Source organism: Mycobacterium sp. SP-6446 (genome assembly GCF_001954045.1).
Classification (GTDB): domain Bacteria; phylum Actinomycetota; class Actinomycetes; order Mycobacteriales; family Mycobacteriaceae; genus Mycobacterium.
Window position 1 is genome coordinate 45,966 of record NZ_MBEM01000138.1, and the last position, 16,045, is coordinate 62,010.

The window sequence follows — 16,045 nt, forward strand, 5'->3', positions numbered from 1 at the left end:
GTTTTGGCCCTCGACGCGGGGCGCTTCCCGTTAGGGTCTCGCCGGGTCTCGCCGCCCACTAGACATCGCTCGGCACGGAGAACGGCACGCGTCAACCGAGCCGATGTCGTGGCATCAATGTCAATTTCCCGCGAAATAAGCGGTGGTCACCGTGTGAGTCTCGGGTGGTGGGAAGTTTGCGATGCCGAGCGGACCAACCTTCACTGTCCACAGGGGATGAGAGCGATCTATCGCAGGCGTGCCTGGCGCGGGAATCAGGACAGCGGGACTATCAGAGGGGCATCCATAAGCGCCCAAATAGCCGTCATTGCGTACGACCCAAGCGCCGCCGTTGCGGAGGCGGCATTGCGTGCCGTCGTCGAGAAGCAATGCAAACGGTTCCGGCGTTGGCGGCGGTTCTGCAGCAGGAAGCGCATCGGTATAGAACTCCCGGTAAAGCTGTTTGTCCCAAGGGGTGTACAGGCACAGCAAGGTTCCTGGCATTGATGGCCAGCACACATCAGCGTCGGCTGCGGAGGGGTAACACTTGTAAATGTTGAAAGACACTGCCGCTGGCGATGCGTCGCATCCGAAGACTTGATGAGCATTGCCGGGTGTCTGCCCCTCTCGGTAGCCGTTGGCTGGCTGGCCGTTCACGACGGGCACTACGGTTATGACTTTCGTTGCCACTGGTGCCGCACTCGTCGGGGCGGCGGCTGGCGGAGGCGGCGCAGCAGCACTGCTTGCGGAGACCGAGGGTGGGTGAGCGGTGGTCGAGGTTGCGGCCGTTCCGTGGCTTTGACGCCACGGGTGCCACGTCAGAACAACAGCGGCAATCACTACCGAAACTGCGAGCACGGCCGCAGGTGCGTGCCAGCGTCGCGGTGGGCCGCTCGTGGAAGCGGCTTGTTCGGGCTTACTCGCTGCGGGGGCCGGTGCGGTAGGTGCCGCAGCGGAAGCCTCCCCTGGGGTCGCGGCTTGTTTCAGCGCGCGGGCGAAATCAGCGCACCGGGAAAACCGCTTGCCGGGGTCCTTGGCAAGTGCCACTGCAAGCACCGGGTCCAGTGCCGCGAGGTCGCGACGACTGTCCGCCAAAGCCGGAGGCGACGAATTGAGGTGGCGGCTGATCACGACTGCCGGATTCGAGTGCGGGAAAAGGTGTGATCCGGTCAGCAAGTGATAGGTGGTGGCAGCTAGTGCGTATTGGTCGGCGCGACCATCGATCTCCTCGCCCATCAGTTGTTCGGGAGCAGAGTAGGCGGCCGTTCCCACCGTCATATTGGTCGAAGTCAGCCCGCTGATGTCACCGACATCGCGTGCTATGCCGAAGTCCGCCAGCAGAATCCGTTGCCCGTCATCCTGGTCATCAACATGAGTGAGCATGACGTTGGCGGGTTTGACATCGCGGTGTAGCAGGCCCTGTTTGTGGGCGTAGTCGAGCGCACTGGCCACGGCGGTGACGATCCGCAAGACCTGATCAACAGGTATTCCCGACGGATAGCGGTCAGTGAGAAGCCGGAACGCATCGAGGCCATCGACATAATCCATCGAGATCCACAGCTGGCCGTTGAACTCACCCCGGTCATGGACGCTGACGATGTTCGGATGCCAGAGCTTTGACGCGAGATCCGCCTCGCGATTGAAGCGGGCGCGGTAGTCAGCGTCGGCGGATATATCGGCGGGAAGCACCTTCAGGGCATCACGACGCGGCAGGCGGGGGTGCTCGGCTAGATAGACCTCGCCCATGCCACCGGAACCAAGCAGTCGCACGATCCGATAGCCGCCAAAAGTTTCCCCCGCGCTCAATGGCATGTGCGGATACTACGAACCACGGCCCGCTGCCGAGGTGAATTGATCACAACCACTTTGTCGAAACCCACGTGCCGCTGGCTCCCCAGGGCTAACCTGCTTTCGGGGCTCGGGGGCTGAGTTCGCCAGGGGAAATCTAATGAGGATGCGTCTGAAGGTTCGCGCCGCTGCAGGATTCGGGTTGGCTGCGACGATGACATTGTTTTGCGGCGGCATCGGTTGTGCGGCACCACCTGCTGGTGCCGACTCCCGAACTAGTGGTCATCTTCCTGTTCCCATGGGGCCGCAGTTGGGCCAACCTTGTAATGACCCTCTCAAGTTGGCATACGATCCCTCGGGCCAAGCAGTGGTGTGCACCCGCGCCGGTACCTGGGTCCAGTCCGTAATGCCTTCGACGGTCCACTTGCTGGGCGCACCATGCTCCCCATCTGATCCAGTGGCCAAAACGCCGGATGACCACCTGATTGGATGCCAATCAGGGCTATGGACGCTCTACCACCCATGACGCTGCGAAGCACAGCGCAGATTGCAATGCAGACAATGTGGTCATAAAAGCTGCGCTGGCTCAAGAAGTTTCGCTGAGAAAGGTCATGTGATGATCAAGCAACTCCTCGCAGTTTCTTCTACGTTGTTCGCGACGGCTATTGGAACGACGGTTATCGCAGCTCCATTGGCATTCGCGGACGCCTATTGCGGGCAAGCCAGTAGCGGAGCGAGTGTTTACGCGGGCAATTCGGACACCTCTTGCGATTTCGCTATGAGCACTGCCGAGGCATATTGGAACTATGGCAAGGGGTCACAGCCGTTCAGTGTGCACAGCCCGGTGACCGGTCAGGATTACACGATGACGTGTACTAACGCTGGCTCGGTGTGCCAGGGCGGGAACAACGCCGTGGTGTACCTACGGCACTAATGGGTAGTACACCCGGCTTGCTGGGTCTTCACCCAAACTCCAGCGACACGGGAAGGATTTGCGTTAATGAGGAATCATATGGTTGGTGGCATCTCCGTACATATGCAATTTCAACGAGTTATTTTCATGGTGAGCGCAGCATTGACTTGCACGGCCTTGGCAGTCCCATCCCAGGCTCATGCAGAAACCCCCTTGGCGGCTTTCTGCACTGATAACGCGGCACAACTTCAAAGAACTATGCATGAGTCGGGGCTTGACCCAGCCCAATGGGCAAGTGATCCGAACAACCTTGCTAGGTTTGGCTTTCAAGGGCCTGGCGACATCGACACCCTGTACCACATGGTCATTGACAAGGGTGCGCCTTATATCACTTCGCATTGGTCGAACGAGAATGCCCGCATCGAATGGCGTTGCGCGGGTCAGCCTTGATGCGATCAAGATGCGGACTCAATGCGCGATTCATCAGGGTAGGCGATGGTTTGGCGAGAATCAGACGATGCGATAGGTGACCTACTGCGGTGTGACTCTCCCCGACTGGCGGGTGATCTGGACTACCCGCAGAAAATTGACTCCTGGTGGTCAGGTTGCAATGTGCCAATCGACAGTGCGTTGCTGGGGCGGCAGGACCTATTCAATATGGCCTCAAGAGCGCGCGAAAGTGACGATCTGGTACCGCTGCTCTGGCATGTGCTGGCATGGGGCGCGATGGGGGACCTACGCAATGCTCCGACCGTCGTCCGGAGCGCCGAGGACAGTGTCGGTCGATCTCGCCTGAACGACATACTCGCCGCCGCTGCCGCCGCAAGCTACCGTGGCGACATCCAAGCCGCTTATCGGGCAATCCACCGCAAGATCAAACGGCTCGGCCCCGCATTCTTTTCAAAATTCCTTTACTTCACGGGCGACCGTGATTCGGCGTATCCCCGCTGCATGATTCTCGACTCGCGGGTCGCCGAGGCGGTGATCACCCTTACCGGCAACGACTTCCTTGACCAGAAGCCCAGCGTGTACTCGCAGTTTTGCGGCAATATCCGCCGCTGGGCCGACCGATACGGCGAAGAGCCAGACCTGATCGAGTTCAAGCTCTATAAGTTCGGCCAGCTCATCGGTTCGCGCCGCTGGCGCTGGCTGCATGCGGAGGCTTGCCTGTACCGTGCCGGGGCCGCCAGCGTGGGATTCGACGATATTGTGCGCGAAGTCGCGGGTGCCGAGCGGCGCTGAACAGACGCTCTGCTAAGCCACTGCCTATTCATTTGCTTGTATCGAAACAGAGCTCATATGAGACAGCGATCGGCGCACTACCAGATGTCGACTTCGCCCACTTGACGATGTATCGAAACTTCGTCTCACACAAAGTGTCTCAAATGACTGTCTGAGCTTGTTCCGGCCTTGGCCGCTATGGAGATTGCCCGCGCAACTGTTCGAGCCAACATGCGTACCTCGGAGAGGTTCGCGCGGCTCATCGACACGTCTGCGAACTTGCCTAAATGGCCTGGGCAGACGCGTCCCCGACCGTAGACTGGCTATTCCAAATTGGCCCGGATTCAGGAGCTTCTGTCTGGTGCAAGTCGGAGTCGTTGGTCTTGGAGAGGTCGGTCTCAAGTTCGCCGCGCTAGTTGCGGAGGCCGGCTTGCAGGTCATCGGAATCGACAAAACGCAAACCCGTCGGGCCACGGCGCTCGACGGATTACGCGCAGCCGGCTATGAATTCGAGATACCCGGGCTGCGAATCTCCGATGTTGTACAGCCCTGCGACGCCTATGTGATCTGCGTGGACTCTCCGGTGGACCCCGCTACCAAAAAGACCCGACTCGACAACCTCCTCTCAGCAGCACGAGCCGTCGGTCGGGTCCTGCGAAGCGGTGACCTCGTGATCGTGCGCTCAACGGTCCCTGTAGGTACGACGCGCACGATGGTCGCGCCCCTCCTCATCGAATGCTCAGGGCTAGCCGGGCACCAACTGCTCCTCGCGTTCGCGCCGGAGCGGACGACGACTGGCGGCACCCTGGATGAATCGCGGCGGATACGTCACCTTGTCGGCGGATTGGACAGACGGAGTACCCGTCGTGCAGTCGATGTTATGGAGAGCTCGGGTATGCGTTGCGTCGCGATGGAATCCTTGGAGGCAGCTGAACTCGGGAAGCTGGCGAGCAACGCGGTTCGAGACATCAACCAGGCACTTTCCAATCAGTTGTGCCAGGTCGCCGAGATTCACGGTGTTGACATTCGACGCCTGGTCGACAATGTGAACTTGGACTACCCGAGAGACCGATTGAGGCACGCAAGCCCCGGGGTGGGAGGGTCATGCCTCACAAAGGACTCATACATCCTCGCAGAGTCGCTAGATCCTGTGCGGCCGGAAGACACCCTGTTCGGCCGGGCGCGCCTCGTCAACGATCATGCGCAGGTGCCGACAGTCGCGAGTTTTCGGCGACACTTCGCCGGTCGAGACACCGCAACGGTTCGGGTCCTCGTCTGCGGAGCCGCATTCAAAGGAACGCCGCCGACCACCGACACTCGTAACTCAGTCGGGCTCGGTGTTGCGCGCGAGCTTCACGATCAGGGGTTCATGGTCTCGGTGTTCGATCCCGTCGTCGACCGCACAGCGATCCGAACCGCCGGACTGCAGCCGTGCCCGCGCCCGGACGCGGCCAGTTGGGATGCTCTGCTCATATACAGCAATCACGTTTACTTCGCCTCAACGGGCGCCTGCGAACAGCTCCTCCGAGCCGTCACCCCAGGCGGATTCATCTATGACCCGCATCGCTGGCTGGACGAATCGACCGCATCGAACCTCACACCCGGCTCTCTATACAGAACCCTTAGCCAGGAACGGGTCCTCTGATGCCGTCGCAATTGCAGCTCTCGGCGGAAGGGACATCGATCGAAGTCGAGGGCGTTGTGAATACGCCCTCATCCGACCTCATTCTGCCGCTGCTGCCAGACGTAACCCGGATTACGAACAACGGCCAGAAGACCCTGCTTGACAGCAGGTGGGGTTTTGGGCGCACCCGCAGCGCGGCACTTCCGTTACGCGCAACTCCGACGTGGCATGAAGTACTCTACGGAGCCCTTCGTTACTGGCATGGCGCCGCCCACGCGCTAAATGGGCGCGTCGTTTTGGATGCCGCGCTACTGGTCCAGGGCGGGTGCGGACTAATCGTCGCCGGATCGGGCAAGTCCCACTTCGCCGCAGCGTGCGCGCAGATCGCAACTGTGGTCAGCGACGACACGGTGATCGTGGAGCACCGCGGAAACGGACTGGTCGGAACGGGATGGTGTCGACGGGCGATCCGCAGCCGCACTGGTCTCTCGTTCGACTCACCCAAGTGGGGAGTGAGTTCAGCGCCCATATCGGCGATCGCCTTCGTCGACGGGGCATACGGGCCACCACAGCTGGACTCAGTTTCCGAAACCGACGCTCATTCCTGGCTCCTCCAGGCGTCCATCCAGAAGATACTCAACACGCGTTCTCGACCAGCAAGTTTCGCCCAGGCATTCATCGGATCGCCACAGGCCGCGCGAGCGGTCGCCGACCGCGTAGAAGGTTGGAGAATACCGGCGATTCGAGCGCTGGGATCGGTCGATCCGCGCGACTTCTGGGCCAGGGTGTACCAGTGCGCAGCTTAGTTCTCGTCTCTCCGTTTTTCGTTCCGCATATCGGCGGAATGGAGCGCGCACTTCACCGAATCATGATCGCCCTCAAACGCCGTCACTGGGACGTCTCCGTATACACGTCCCATCACACACCGCAATACGACGATCAGGTGCCTGTGAAGCGGGCTTGCAGCACGCTCAGCGAGTGGGCTGATTCGATCCCGGCGCACATCCGCGCCGTCGATCCCGACAGAACGGCAGTTTTGTTCGCTTCATTCGGCCCCGGCACCGGCGAACAACAGCTGCTGGCCGGCTCCGAATTCCGGGAGCGGGGTGGCCTCACCGTCTGGAGGACACCAACTGCTGATCATGCTCGTCGGAACATCTCGGGCCAACCCCTTCAACTTCGACGTGCGATCGACCGAGTGGTCGCGAACAGTCGTTCGTCGCAAGCGATGACCCAGGAAATCGTACCCGAGGTACCGGTCTCGGTGATCCCAAATCTGTTGCTCGAAGAGGAAGTCGCACAGCACGATGAGGACCTTATAAGCCCCCGAAGTGCCGACATCGCCTGGGCGGGAAGGATCGAGCCACGAAAGCAACCCGGCCTGCTGGTCGAGGCTCTCAATCTCGCAGTGCGGATAGGGAAGAACGTTGTGGCACAACCCGTTCCATCCCATGGAAATACGAATCTCTACGAGCAATTCTGCGGCGCGCTGGACAAGCGAGTCGAGACCCTTAAACCCACCGACGGGATGCACCGCAACGTAGCCCGAGCCAGTGTCTTCCTGCATATCTCGTCACGAGAGGGCTCGCCAAATTCAGTACTGGAAGCAGCGTCGCGAGGTCAGAAAATTCTGGTGAGTGACATCCCGGAATGTCGAGAGCTGCTCACTGGTCTCGAAGCCGCCGCATGGCTACACGCTCCCCGTGACTTCGAGGACGCATTTGCCCGGCTGTTGGCTAGACCCGACTCGATCAGCGCCAGACGAAGCGAGGCATCACTCATCCGGCGGCGGCACAGCGAAGCCGTCATAACGGAATCCTGGCACCGCATCCTGACCCCGGGGGGAACCATTGGCTAGCTCCCTCGTCTGGTACGAGGAGTCAATCGCTGACTTCACGGAGCAGGCGCTGCACGTCCGCGCTGACAACTCAGTCGACGTCACGGGCAAGGCACGCGTCCACCTCGGATCCATCGACCTCTCGTCGCCCACCCCCGCCGGTGGCGGACTCGGATTCTCAGTTCCGGAATTGACTTTCGGCATCAACATACGATTTGATACCGATCGATCCGGCCGGTCACCGCTCCCGTCCTCGGTCCGAAGATTGCCGATCTACGCCGATCGAGCGGGAATCGATCTCAAGTACATTCGAATCGAATTCGCAAGCCGACTACCCGAGCACAAGGGACTGGGATCGACGACACAGTACCTGATAGCCATCCTTCAAGGCTGCCTCGCACTACTGGATCGACCGCTCCTATCGATTCAGGGATTAGCAATGATCGGAATCGGAGCGGAGTCATCGCTCGGCATTCGTTTGGCGTTCGATCGCCGGCCGCTGCTGGACCTCGGGGGCACTTCTCCGCCAACGTCACTGACGCCATACCCCATTCGGAAACCCCGTTGTGGAGCTTTCCGGATGAATTTACCCTCGGACTGGCGTGCCCTTGTCGCCTGGCCGCGTCACGTATCGGGACCGCAGGACACCGAGGATTCCGCCTTCTGGGAAAATACACTTCCGGTTTCCGAATCCCGCACTGACACCGCGACGAAGTCAATACTGACCCAGATCATCCCCGGCGTCATCGACGAAAGCTTCGACACCTTCAACCACGGGCTCCGATTGTTAAATCAGTCCAGCTCAAAACCGGAAGAGTGGGGTATCCAGCGATCCCCGGTCCTCTTGCAAGCCGAGCGACTGACGGCGATGGGCCACATCCCCCTTTTGAGCTCGGTCGGGCCGGCGCTCGTCGTCTTCGGGCCGTCAACGGCATCGCTGCAGTCTGCTAGCGCACTCTTTCAACAAGACCGCACGTACTGGTGCTACGTGATATCGAGTTTGGCAGGCGGGGTGTCGACATGAAAGTGGGCGTCATCGGGGTCGGACACGTCGGGAGGAACGTGTCCCAGCGACTCGTTGCCAAGGGCGTCGATGTGGTCGAGTTCGATACAGCGAGCGGAGCCCTATACCCGACAGACGAACTGTCGCAGTGTGATTTCGCTACGATCTGCGTCGACACCCCGCGCCGAGACAACGGTCAGGTCTGCCTCTTCAACGTCGTGGACGCAATCCAGTCGCTTCCGACAGACAAGATTCTGCTCCGCTCCACCGTGCCTCCCGGCACGACGGACACATTGGCACGCAAAACCGGCAAAGCGATATGTTTCAGCCCCGAGTACGTGGGCGAATCGCCATTCGCTCAGGACGGCTGGAAGCAGTGGGCACACGACCAGCTGTTCCAGATCATCGGCGGATCCCCAGAACACACTAGATGGTTCGCCGCGCACCTCACCGAAATTCACGGCGCCGAGACACGAATATTTCAATGCACTGCGATCGAGGCCGAAGTAGCCAAGTACATGGAGAACAGTTACTTCGCGATGAAGGTGACTTTCGTGAATCAGTTCTACGACCTCTGTGAAGCTCTGGGAGCCGACTGGTTCACGGTCCGCGAGGCATGGCTTCTAGATCCTCGCGTCGACCGCGACCACACGGCGGTATTCCCGCAATCCAGAGGATTCGATGGCCGTTGTCTTCCAAAAGATCTGGATGCGATCGTGGAGACAGCCAAACGTGTCGACGTCCGAATGTCCGTCCTGCAGGCGGTTCAGGAAGCGAACGCCCGCTACCTCGCCGACTGGCCGCCCAAGTAGCGCGAGACCGCATGCACTATGTCCCCGACAACCTTGCGCCGCTCCGATGGCCAGTGAGCCGAGTCAGCCGTGATGTCACCACTAATGTCCAAGCGCACTGGGAACACTGCGGGATTCGGGCCGAAGTCGAAACCGTAGGATTCCCTGAATCTGCGGACACTGTCACGGTCCTTCAAAAGCAGAGCGTATCGCGTCTCCTCCACATTTCGACTACCGCGAATAGCCTGCACCTTCAACACGTTTCGCACTCTCGTCGCCAGGTCGCACTCAATCCAGACAGCAACGTCGTGAACGGTCGAGCGGAACGGAGCCACCCATGAATCGAGGATGATTCGAGGGGTGTCCCGCAAGACGTCGAGCAGCAGATCGTCCAGTTTCATTTCCTTCTCGGAGGAGCGCAGCGACTCCATCTGCGTGCGATCGGCGATCCAGTCGACCGACTCAAGACCAAGATCACTCGTGAGCAGAGAAGAGGCGCAAACGTATTCGCACCCCAGGAGCGCGGCGACGTATCGTGAGAACACCGATTTCCCGCTCGCAGACCAACCGGAGACCACGACACGAAGATCCGGTCGCTGGCACAACGAGACGACGATCGGATCGCTTTTCAACTCGTGCAGGCCCGGCTCGAGATCCACGCACAGCATCCTCGCACGCGTGGGGACCGCCCCAGGGATAGACGCGAGATTGGCTCTACGCGTCTCGCCGCCGAGACAGCACTACTAGTCGGCCTCTCGGCCATCGCAATCCCTGCAGAGCCAGTGTTCGTCCGCTCAACGAATCGGACCGCCAGGCTACCGAGCGCTTATGGAACGTCCTGAGCTGCACCCAGTGGCTACCGCCATCAAACGACACTAGATGGCGTGTGATAAGTGCTATAATTAGCTGTGCTAAAAACTGACCCGCAATCCGTCGCTCCGCCGCGCGGTGGACTTCGCGTCGGCTACGTGCGGGTCAGCACAATCGCGCAGACGCTGGAGCAACAGAACGCAGCTCTCGCCGGTGCTGGAGTCACGAAGACGTTCTCCGACATCATGTCTGGCGCTCGAGATGAACGTCCGGGCCTAGCTGCGCTCCTCGATTACGTCCGCGAGGGTGACACAGTCGTCGTGTGGAAGCTGGACCGGCTGGGCCGCAATACGCTTCACATCTTGGAAACGGTCAAGATCTTAACGGATCGCGGCGTAACACTCGTGTCGACTTCCGACGGGATCGACTCGTCAACGGCGGCTGGCCGCATGATGATTGGGGTCCTCGGATCTCTCGCGGAATACGAACGGGAGCTGGTGAAGGAGCGTACGGCGCTGAAGCGCGCGGTGTCCTTGGCGAACGGCACCAAGTTTGGGCGGAAGAAAAAAGTCCCGGACCCGAGCCACATTGCCACGGCGAGGCGGATGAAGGACGACGGTCACACCGCACGCGACATAGCCAAGTACCTCGGCGTCAGCCGGGCCACGCTTTATCGGTATCTGTCCGAAGAAGCTGCCTAGCCTCCGTCCGGCTTCCCCGGTTGGAGGTCGGGATGAACCTGCATTCCCCGGCGGGGGATCGACACGTTGCTTCCCCGGGCGGGGGACTTCCCCCGCTGGGGGACGGACGCCTGCTTCCCCCGGCGGGGGACAGGATCGCCCTAGCGGCCAGCTGTCGGTGAAGCCCTGCACGACTTGAAGATCCGACAACTTCCATTTGTTGCCTCGGACGTGTCGGTGGGTGAAAGGAGACTCGACCTATGACAATGACTCCCGCTCAACTTGACCGCGCGTGCGGCGTTCTGCTCGGCACGGCAGCCGGTGATGCACTTGGAGCGCCCTACGAGTTTGGCCCACCACGCGGACCCGAGCTAGAAGTCGCCATGACGGGTGGCGGTGTATGGGAGCCCGGTGAATGGACCGACGACACGTCGATGGCCATCGCCCTCGCCGAAGCCCTTGCCGCCGGGGCTGATCTGCGCGAGGAAACGGTGCTCGATGCCGTCGTTCAGCGTTGGCATGATTGGTCGAAGCATGCGAAAGATGTTGGCATCCAGACCAGCCAGGTCTTACGGACCGCAAGCTCACACCGTCTGAGCGCACGGACTGCCCGCGAGGCATCGGCCGCACTTCACAACCGCACAGGCCGCACAGCGGGCAACGGCTCCCTGATGCGGACAGCCCCAGTCGCTTTGGCTTTTCTTGACGACGTGAGCGCTCTCACCGAGACAGCGCGAACAGTGAGCGAGTTGACCCACTTCGACCCCGAGGCGGGCGATGCGTGCGTTCTATGGTGTCTGGCGATCCGCCACGCCATCCTGACCGGCACCGTGGATGCACGTATTGGTTTGCGCCACTTACCTGCTGACCGACGAGACACCTGGGCAGCACGGCTCGACGCCGCAGAGAATGCCAAGCCAGCTGATTTTCCGAATAACGGCTGGGTCGTCACAGCCCTGCAGGCTGCGTGGTCGGCCATAACCACCACCCCCATCCCGACCGATAATCCCGCAACGGGAGTCTTCCGGGCCGATCACCTTCGCTTGGCGCTTGACGCCGCAGTTCGGTGTGGGAATGACACCGATACTGTCGCAGCCATCGCGGGCGGATTGCTTGGCGCGGCCTACGGAGCGTCGGCGGTTCCTGCCCAGTGGCGTCGCATCCTGCACGGCTGGCCAGGGATACGAAGCCGAGACTTGGTGGCGCTCGCAACTCGAATCGTGAAAGAGGACGAATCAGTCAGCTACGACCTGTACCGGATGACTCCGGTCCAGCATCCACATGATGATGGAGTTTTGTTGGCCGATGTCGCAGCGTTGCAAGGCATCCCGTCCGGTGTGGACGCCGTGGTGTCCTTATGTCGTGTGAATGATGATGATCTGCCGCTGGATGTCGAGCAGATCGACGTTCGGCTGATCGACATCGAAGGCCCGGACGCCAACCTGAACCTGGATTTCGTGCTCACCGACACTGTGCGACTCGTCGAGCAGCTGCGCAACGAGGGACGCACGGTGCTCCTGCACTGTGCCGCCTGTCAGAGCCGGACGCCGACTTTGGCTGCCCTCTACGGCGCCCTCAAGGAAGGCATCAGCGGCGCGCAGGCGATGCAGGACATCACTAAGGTTCTGCCGGATGCATCGCCGAACAGCGACTTTCGCGAGGCGATAGGGCGATTGGCGCCGTAAGCGAGCTGTGAGGGTTTCCCAGACTGGCCCTTGCCGAGGCTATGACCTTGCCTCGCCGTGGGTGTTGCCATGCCTGTCAGGCGGAATCGCGCGAGATGCCCCGGCCCGATCACCGGTGTTGTTGCAACCAGAGTTGCAGCGCCTGCTCGATTACTGCATCGGGTTTGACACCATCGGCGGCTGCGGCTTGCTGGACAGTGTCAATCAAGGAGACTGGCGCGCGTCCTGGATATGGATTCCGCGAGTCATCGCTTGGAGCCGGTTGGTGTGAGAGCTCGTTCCACGGCCAGTTCCGGAAAACGTCAACATACATTGGTGAGGTCAGGAACATCTGCTGACCCTCGGTGAACCAGCCGAGAATCTCGTTATTCGCAGTTGCGCGTTTAGCAACGCCACCGTTATGTATGAAGTCATTTCGAACTTTGGCCAGCTCTCCAAAGAACGGGAAGACATAGTCTCTGTGACTGCAATCCCAAACTTTGGCGAGCTCGAAACGGAAGCTGTCGTTCCACTCTGCAAAAATGAAGCTTATCCATTGGGCTCCTTGGATACGTTGTACCTCGGTCTTGCGCGGCGGCGCGACCTCGCCTCGCATGACCTGTAGGAGGCCTTGGATGCCAGGCGCCGCTGACTGGTATACCTCCTCGATACTTACCGTCGTGTCCGTTGGCCGTCCAACCACGGCGACCGGCTCGCGCGCTAGTTCGACCCATCTGAATTGTGGGGGAGGGTATTTCAGCTCTTGCAGGCGGGCATTGAACTCCGCGTCTGCCAGTTGAACGATGCCTGCGGCTCCGAGCAGAGCCGCCAGCATCGATACCTTTACGGTGCGTTTCAGCTCCTCAACTAGCTCGCCGATGGACGCCGGTTCGGGGTCAGCTACCAGGGATTTGAGGGTGTCCTCGGCGGTCGCCATCGCGTCTTCCAACCGTGACATGGCCACGCGCACATCTGAGTCGGTGAGCAGGGCCTGGGCGGCCTGCGTCAGCGGGGCTATGGCGGCCTCCACTTCACTACCTGCCCTCGGTGGTGTCGCTGCAATGGCGTAGGTAAAAGGCATGGTGAAGGCACTCAGAGCGAACCGCCGGTTGTATTCGGCGTTCGGTCCACCAATCCGTAGTTGATTCTCGATATTTTCGATCGCTTGGGGAATCGTCGCGGCGATCATGTCGCGAATGTGCTGCACGACATCAAGCCATCGCGCCGCAGCCTGAACGTTGGTTGGGTAGTTGTCAGGTCGGTTGAGCCTTCGAATGTCTCGACACGGCCAGGGGACCTCCGCTGAGTGTGTCCCCGTGCAGGGTGAGCCCCACCGGCCACGTTCAGGCTGATGGTCGGCCAGCAGCTGGCGATATTGGTCGGCAGTGGTGTTGCCCTCGCTCATGGTCTTCGCAAACCGCTCTAGCCGCACCTCGATGGCAGAACGCAGCTCCTCGGATTGTGAATCTAGGTCCGTCACTGGTCATCGCCAGACTCAGGCTTGTGCGCCGAACGTTGTGCGATTCTGTCCAAGAACTCGGCGCTACTAGGTAGCAGGTCGAACGGGATCACTAGTGTGAGAGTCTCCTCGGTGCCGCCTCGCGCCCGCACCTTCAGGGGAAAGTGGTAGCCGGTGTGTTCCGGGTGGCTGAAGTCTCGGCTTGCCATATGGCCGATCAATTTGCTGATCGGCTCCATAAGAATGTATTCGTTCAGTTCGGCGAGCATGGGTCCTACCAGGAGCCGTCGCCGTCCGAGGTCGTTGATCAGCACCCATTCAGTTGTAGGGTCGGACAGCTGTTCGCGGTGGAGCTCGCATACGACGACTTCCTTCGGGAAGTCGAACGCGCCGCTTCGTTCTTTGAGGGTGTGCATAGCGGTGGCGGGAAATCTGCAACGCTCAACCTGGCACAGAGGTTGGTCAGGCATGGTTAACTCCCATCGGTGGCGACTCCTGCAGGTGATCTAAGGGATCGGTTGCCGTAATCGCTTGCCTCATAAACCCGAACCCTAGTTCGAACCGACGATAGATTGGCCCGACAGCGATTTGGTGCCAGTACTGGTTATTGCTGCTGGTTATCCTCAACCGTTGTGTCGAGTCAACTTCCCCCACTGGCGACGCCTGTCGAACTAGCCGAGTATCTCCGCACCACGACTGCTGCGCTTGCCCAAGATCGCTACAAGGGAACCCGGCCCGAAGTTCATCAAGCGCGGGAGGCCCCGGCCCCTCTCGGCTGGCTGGCTCCTGACACATTCAGTTGACGCACGCGAAGACCTCGATCTTCGTACAGTCTGCAGCGCCACGCTCGCCGACCACTTGCAAGATGCGGACGTGGTCGAAGGTGTCGTCGGGGTACAGGCCAAGGTGCATGTACGGCGAACCGTCCCGAGCGATCTGGCGGGAGCAGAAGGCGTCGATGATTGTCTTGGCAACATTGTCCACGTCGAGCGGGCGGCCTGCCTTTCTTACAACGATCCGGAACGCCCACCACAACGCATTGTCTGGGACGGGCTGGATCTTGCCCAGTGCCGCATTGCGGTAATTGTCGCGCCGCTCCCGGTCCGTCTTGCCCGGTTGCATGTCGGCGTAGGAGTGCGCCCAGGGCACCTCTAGCGCCAGGACTTTGACGAATCGGTCGGTGTCGTCCAAGTCGAACACATGCGCCCCCTCCGATGAATGCCAACCACAACGCACTACAGCCGCTTTCGCCCACGGGATTCTGCCAGAAGACCCCGACGCCGTGATGCGGCACTTGTAGCCTTCACGGGGTGGGAGTGATTCCGTTAAGAAGCCTTATCAGCGACCTCGAACCGGCAGAGTGCAAATTGCACTGCGCGGTGTTCAACGGCGAGGACCACCCCATCGACGTTCTCACTCGCTCCTGGGACGAATGGGTGACGTGGAGCAGATGGCGGGGCACGCGCGATGAGTTCAACAGACGGTTCATCTTCTCGCTGGCGCGGGATCGCAACAATGCATCGCACTGGCTCTTCGGCGGGGTGTTCGAGGTCCTGGCTCGGGGTAATAAGCCAAACGCGCACTCATACAAGATCGCGCTGCGCGAAGACTTTATGGGTCCGTTCATCAAACGGCTGTGGGTAAAGTTCCGCCCACCGGGTCGCGCGATCCGGCTCAACATGGAGACCCACCTCGACCAAATCGAAGTCGTGTCAATCCGCGAACTGCCTTACGCTGGTGAACCCTTCCCTGGCCACGATCGGCTTAACCACACGCTGAGAGTGCTGGAGGTGGCCGTCAAACAGGACTGGCACGACTGGCGCGGCGCTCTCCAGCATATGAAGGGTGTCTACGTCATCCACGACCAGGAAACGGGCAAGCCCTACGTCGGCTCAGCCTGCGGCGACACCGGCATCTGGGCGCGGCTGTGTCAATATGTCGATTCACTCCACGGGGGCAACACCGCTCTACGAGAACTGGTCGGCCAGAAGGGACCTGATTACTCCCGCGCCAATCTTCGCTTTGCGCTTCTCGAATTTTGGTCGATGCGAACGGCAGACGAGCATGTCTGGGCGCGTGAAAGCTACTGGAAAGAGGTCCTGATGTCGCGGAAGTTTGGACTGAACAGGAATTAGGCTGGGTGGCCGGTCTCTAGTCGGCGTGCCATGGATGTAGGCGAAGGCCCCTGGCTGTCGACCGCCATGGACGGGAATGTGCTTCAGCAGGCCGCCACCGTTGAGCACGAGGTGAATTGACCGAGAGGTACACGGTAGTAG

At 60.5% G+C, this 16,045-nt stretch carries 14 protein-coding genes; 9 read left to right on the top strand and 5 right to left on the bottom strand.

All coding sequences use genetic code 11. The annotated features are described in order from the left end of the window. Nucleotides 1-120: 120 nt before the first annotated feature. Nucleotides 121-1,791, bottom strand: coding sequence for a serine/threonine-protein kinase (locus tag A5736_RS27090; protein ID WP_083667371.1), 1,671 nt, complete (start codon nt 1,789-1,791; stop codon nt 121-123). Between the two features lie 1,501 nt (nt 1,792-3,292). On the opposite strand from A5736_RS27090, the gene A5736_RS12625 reads away from it, so the two are divergent. The 6 genes from A5736_RS12625 (at nt 3,293) to A5736_RS12645 (ending at nt 9,177) form a co-directional block, all read left to right on the top strand. Next, a complete protein-coding gene (locus A5736_RS12625) occupies nt 3,293-3,922 on the top strand; it encodes a hypothetical protein (RefSeq protein ID WP_076246507.1) in 630 nt (209 codons plus the stop codon). 340 nt (nt 3,923-4,262) lie between these two features. Then, nucleotides 4,263-5,546, top strand: coding sequence for a nucleotide sugar dehydrogenase (locus A5736_RS12630; RefSeq protein ID WP_076246509.1), 1,284 nt, complete (start codon nt 4,263-4,265; stop codon nt 5,544-5,546). Further along, a complete protein-coding gene (locus tag A5736_RS26345) occupies nt 5,546-6,331 on the top strand; it encodes a hypothetical protein (protein ID WP_175611256.1) in 786 nt (261 codons plus the stop codon). The genes A5736_RS12630 and A5736_RS26345 overlap by 1 nt, the downstream gene beginning before the upstream one ends. Further along, entirely contained in the window at nt 6,319-7,383 is a 1,065-nt protein-coding gene (locus A5736_RS12635) for a glycosyltransferase family 4 protein (protein WP_175611257.1), read from the top strand. The genes A5736_RS26345 and A5736_RS12635 overlap by 13 nt, the downstream gene beginning before the upstream one ends. 559 nt (nt 7,384-7,942) lie before the next feature. Beyond that, nucleotides 7,943-8,386 carry a hypothetical protein gene (locus tag A5736_RS12640; protein WP_076246513.1) on the top strand — a complete coding sequence of 148 codons (444 nt, stop codon included), beginning with the start codon at nt 7,943-7,945 and terminating at the stop codon, nt 8,384-8,386. Then, nucleotides 8,383-9,177, top strand: a complete 795-nt coding sequence (locus A5736_RS12645; RefSeq protein WP_076246515.1) for a hypothetical protein — start codon at nt 8,383-8,385, stop codon at nt 9,175-9,177. Before A5736_RS12640 ends, A5736_RS12645 begins: the two co-directional genes overlap by 4 nt. On the opposite strand, the gene A5736_RS12650 is transcribed toward A5736_RS12645, so the two are convergent. Next, nucleotides 9,150-9,815: a hypothetical protein gene (locus A5736_RS12650; protein WP_139333287.1), complete on the bottom strand. Its 666-nt coding sequence runs from the start codon at nt 9,813-9,815 to the stop codon at nt 9,150-9,152. The genes A5736_RS12645 and A5736_RS12650 overlap by 28 nt on opposite strands. Before the next feature lie 249 nt (nt 9,816-10,064). Here A5736_RS12650 and A5736_RS12655 point away from each other — a divergent pair, with 249 nt between their 5' ends. Both A5736_RS12655 and A5736_RS12660 read left to right on the top strand, forming a co-directional pair. Beyond that, nucleotides 10,065-10,667, top strand: a complete 603-nt coding sequence (locus A5736_RS12655; RefSeq protein WP_076246519.1) for a recombinase family protein — start codon at nt 10,065-10,067, stop codon at nt 10,665-10,667. A gap of 239 nt (nt 10,668-10,906) precedes the next feature. Continuing rightward, nucleotides 10,907-12,331 (top strand): ADP-ribosylglycohydrolase family protein, encoded by a 1,425-nt coding sequence (locus tag A5736_RS12660; protein ID WP_076246521.1) that lies wholly within the window; start codon nt 10,907-10,909, stop codon nt 12,329-12,331. Nucleotides 12,332-12,440: 109 nt separating this feature from the next. Here A5736_RS12660 and A5736_RS12665 read toward each other — a convergent pair whose 3' ends face one another. The 3 genes from A5736_RS12665 to A5736_RS12675 form a co-directional block, all read right to left on the bottom strand. Then, on the bottom strand, nt 12,441-13,499 hold the full coding sequence (locus A5736_RS12665; RefSeq protein ID WP_139333288.1) for a hypothetical protein: 1,059 nt from the start codon (nt 13,497-13,499) through the stop codon (nt 12,441-12,443). A gap of 287 nt (nt 13,500-13,786) precedes the next feature. Then, a complete protein-coding gene (locus A5736_RS12670; protein ID WP_139333289.1) occupies nt 13,787-14,239 on the bottom strand; it encodes a hypothetical protein in 453 nt (150 codons plus the stop codon). Nucleotides 14,240-14,564: 325 nt separating this feature from the next. Continuing rightward, nucleotides 14,565-14,969, bottom strand: coding sequence for a hypothetical protein (locus A5736_RS12675; RefSeq protein ID WP_076246527.1), 405 nt, complete (start codon nt 14,967-14,969; stop codon nt 14,565-14,567). Between the two features lie 110 nt (nt 14,970-15,079). Between A5736_RS12675 and A5736_RS12680 the strand changes: the two genes are divergently transcribed. Next, the gene (locus A5736_RS12680; RefSeq protein ID WP_139333290.1) at nt 15,080-15,904 is read left to right on the top strand and encodes a GIY-YIG nuclease family protein; all 825 of its coding nucleotides are present in this window, start codon (nt 15,080-15,082) and stop codon (nt 15,902-15,904) included. The last annotated feature ends 141 nt before the right edge of the window (nt 15,905-16,045 follow it).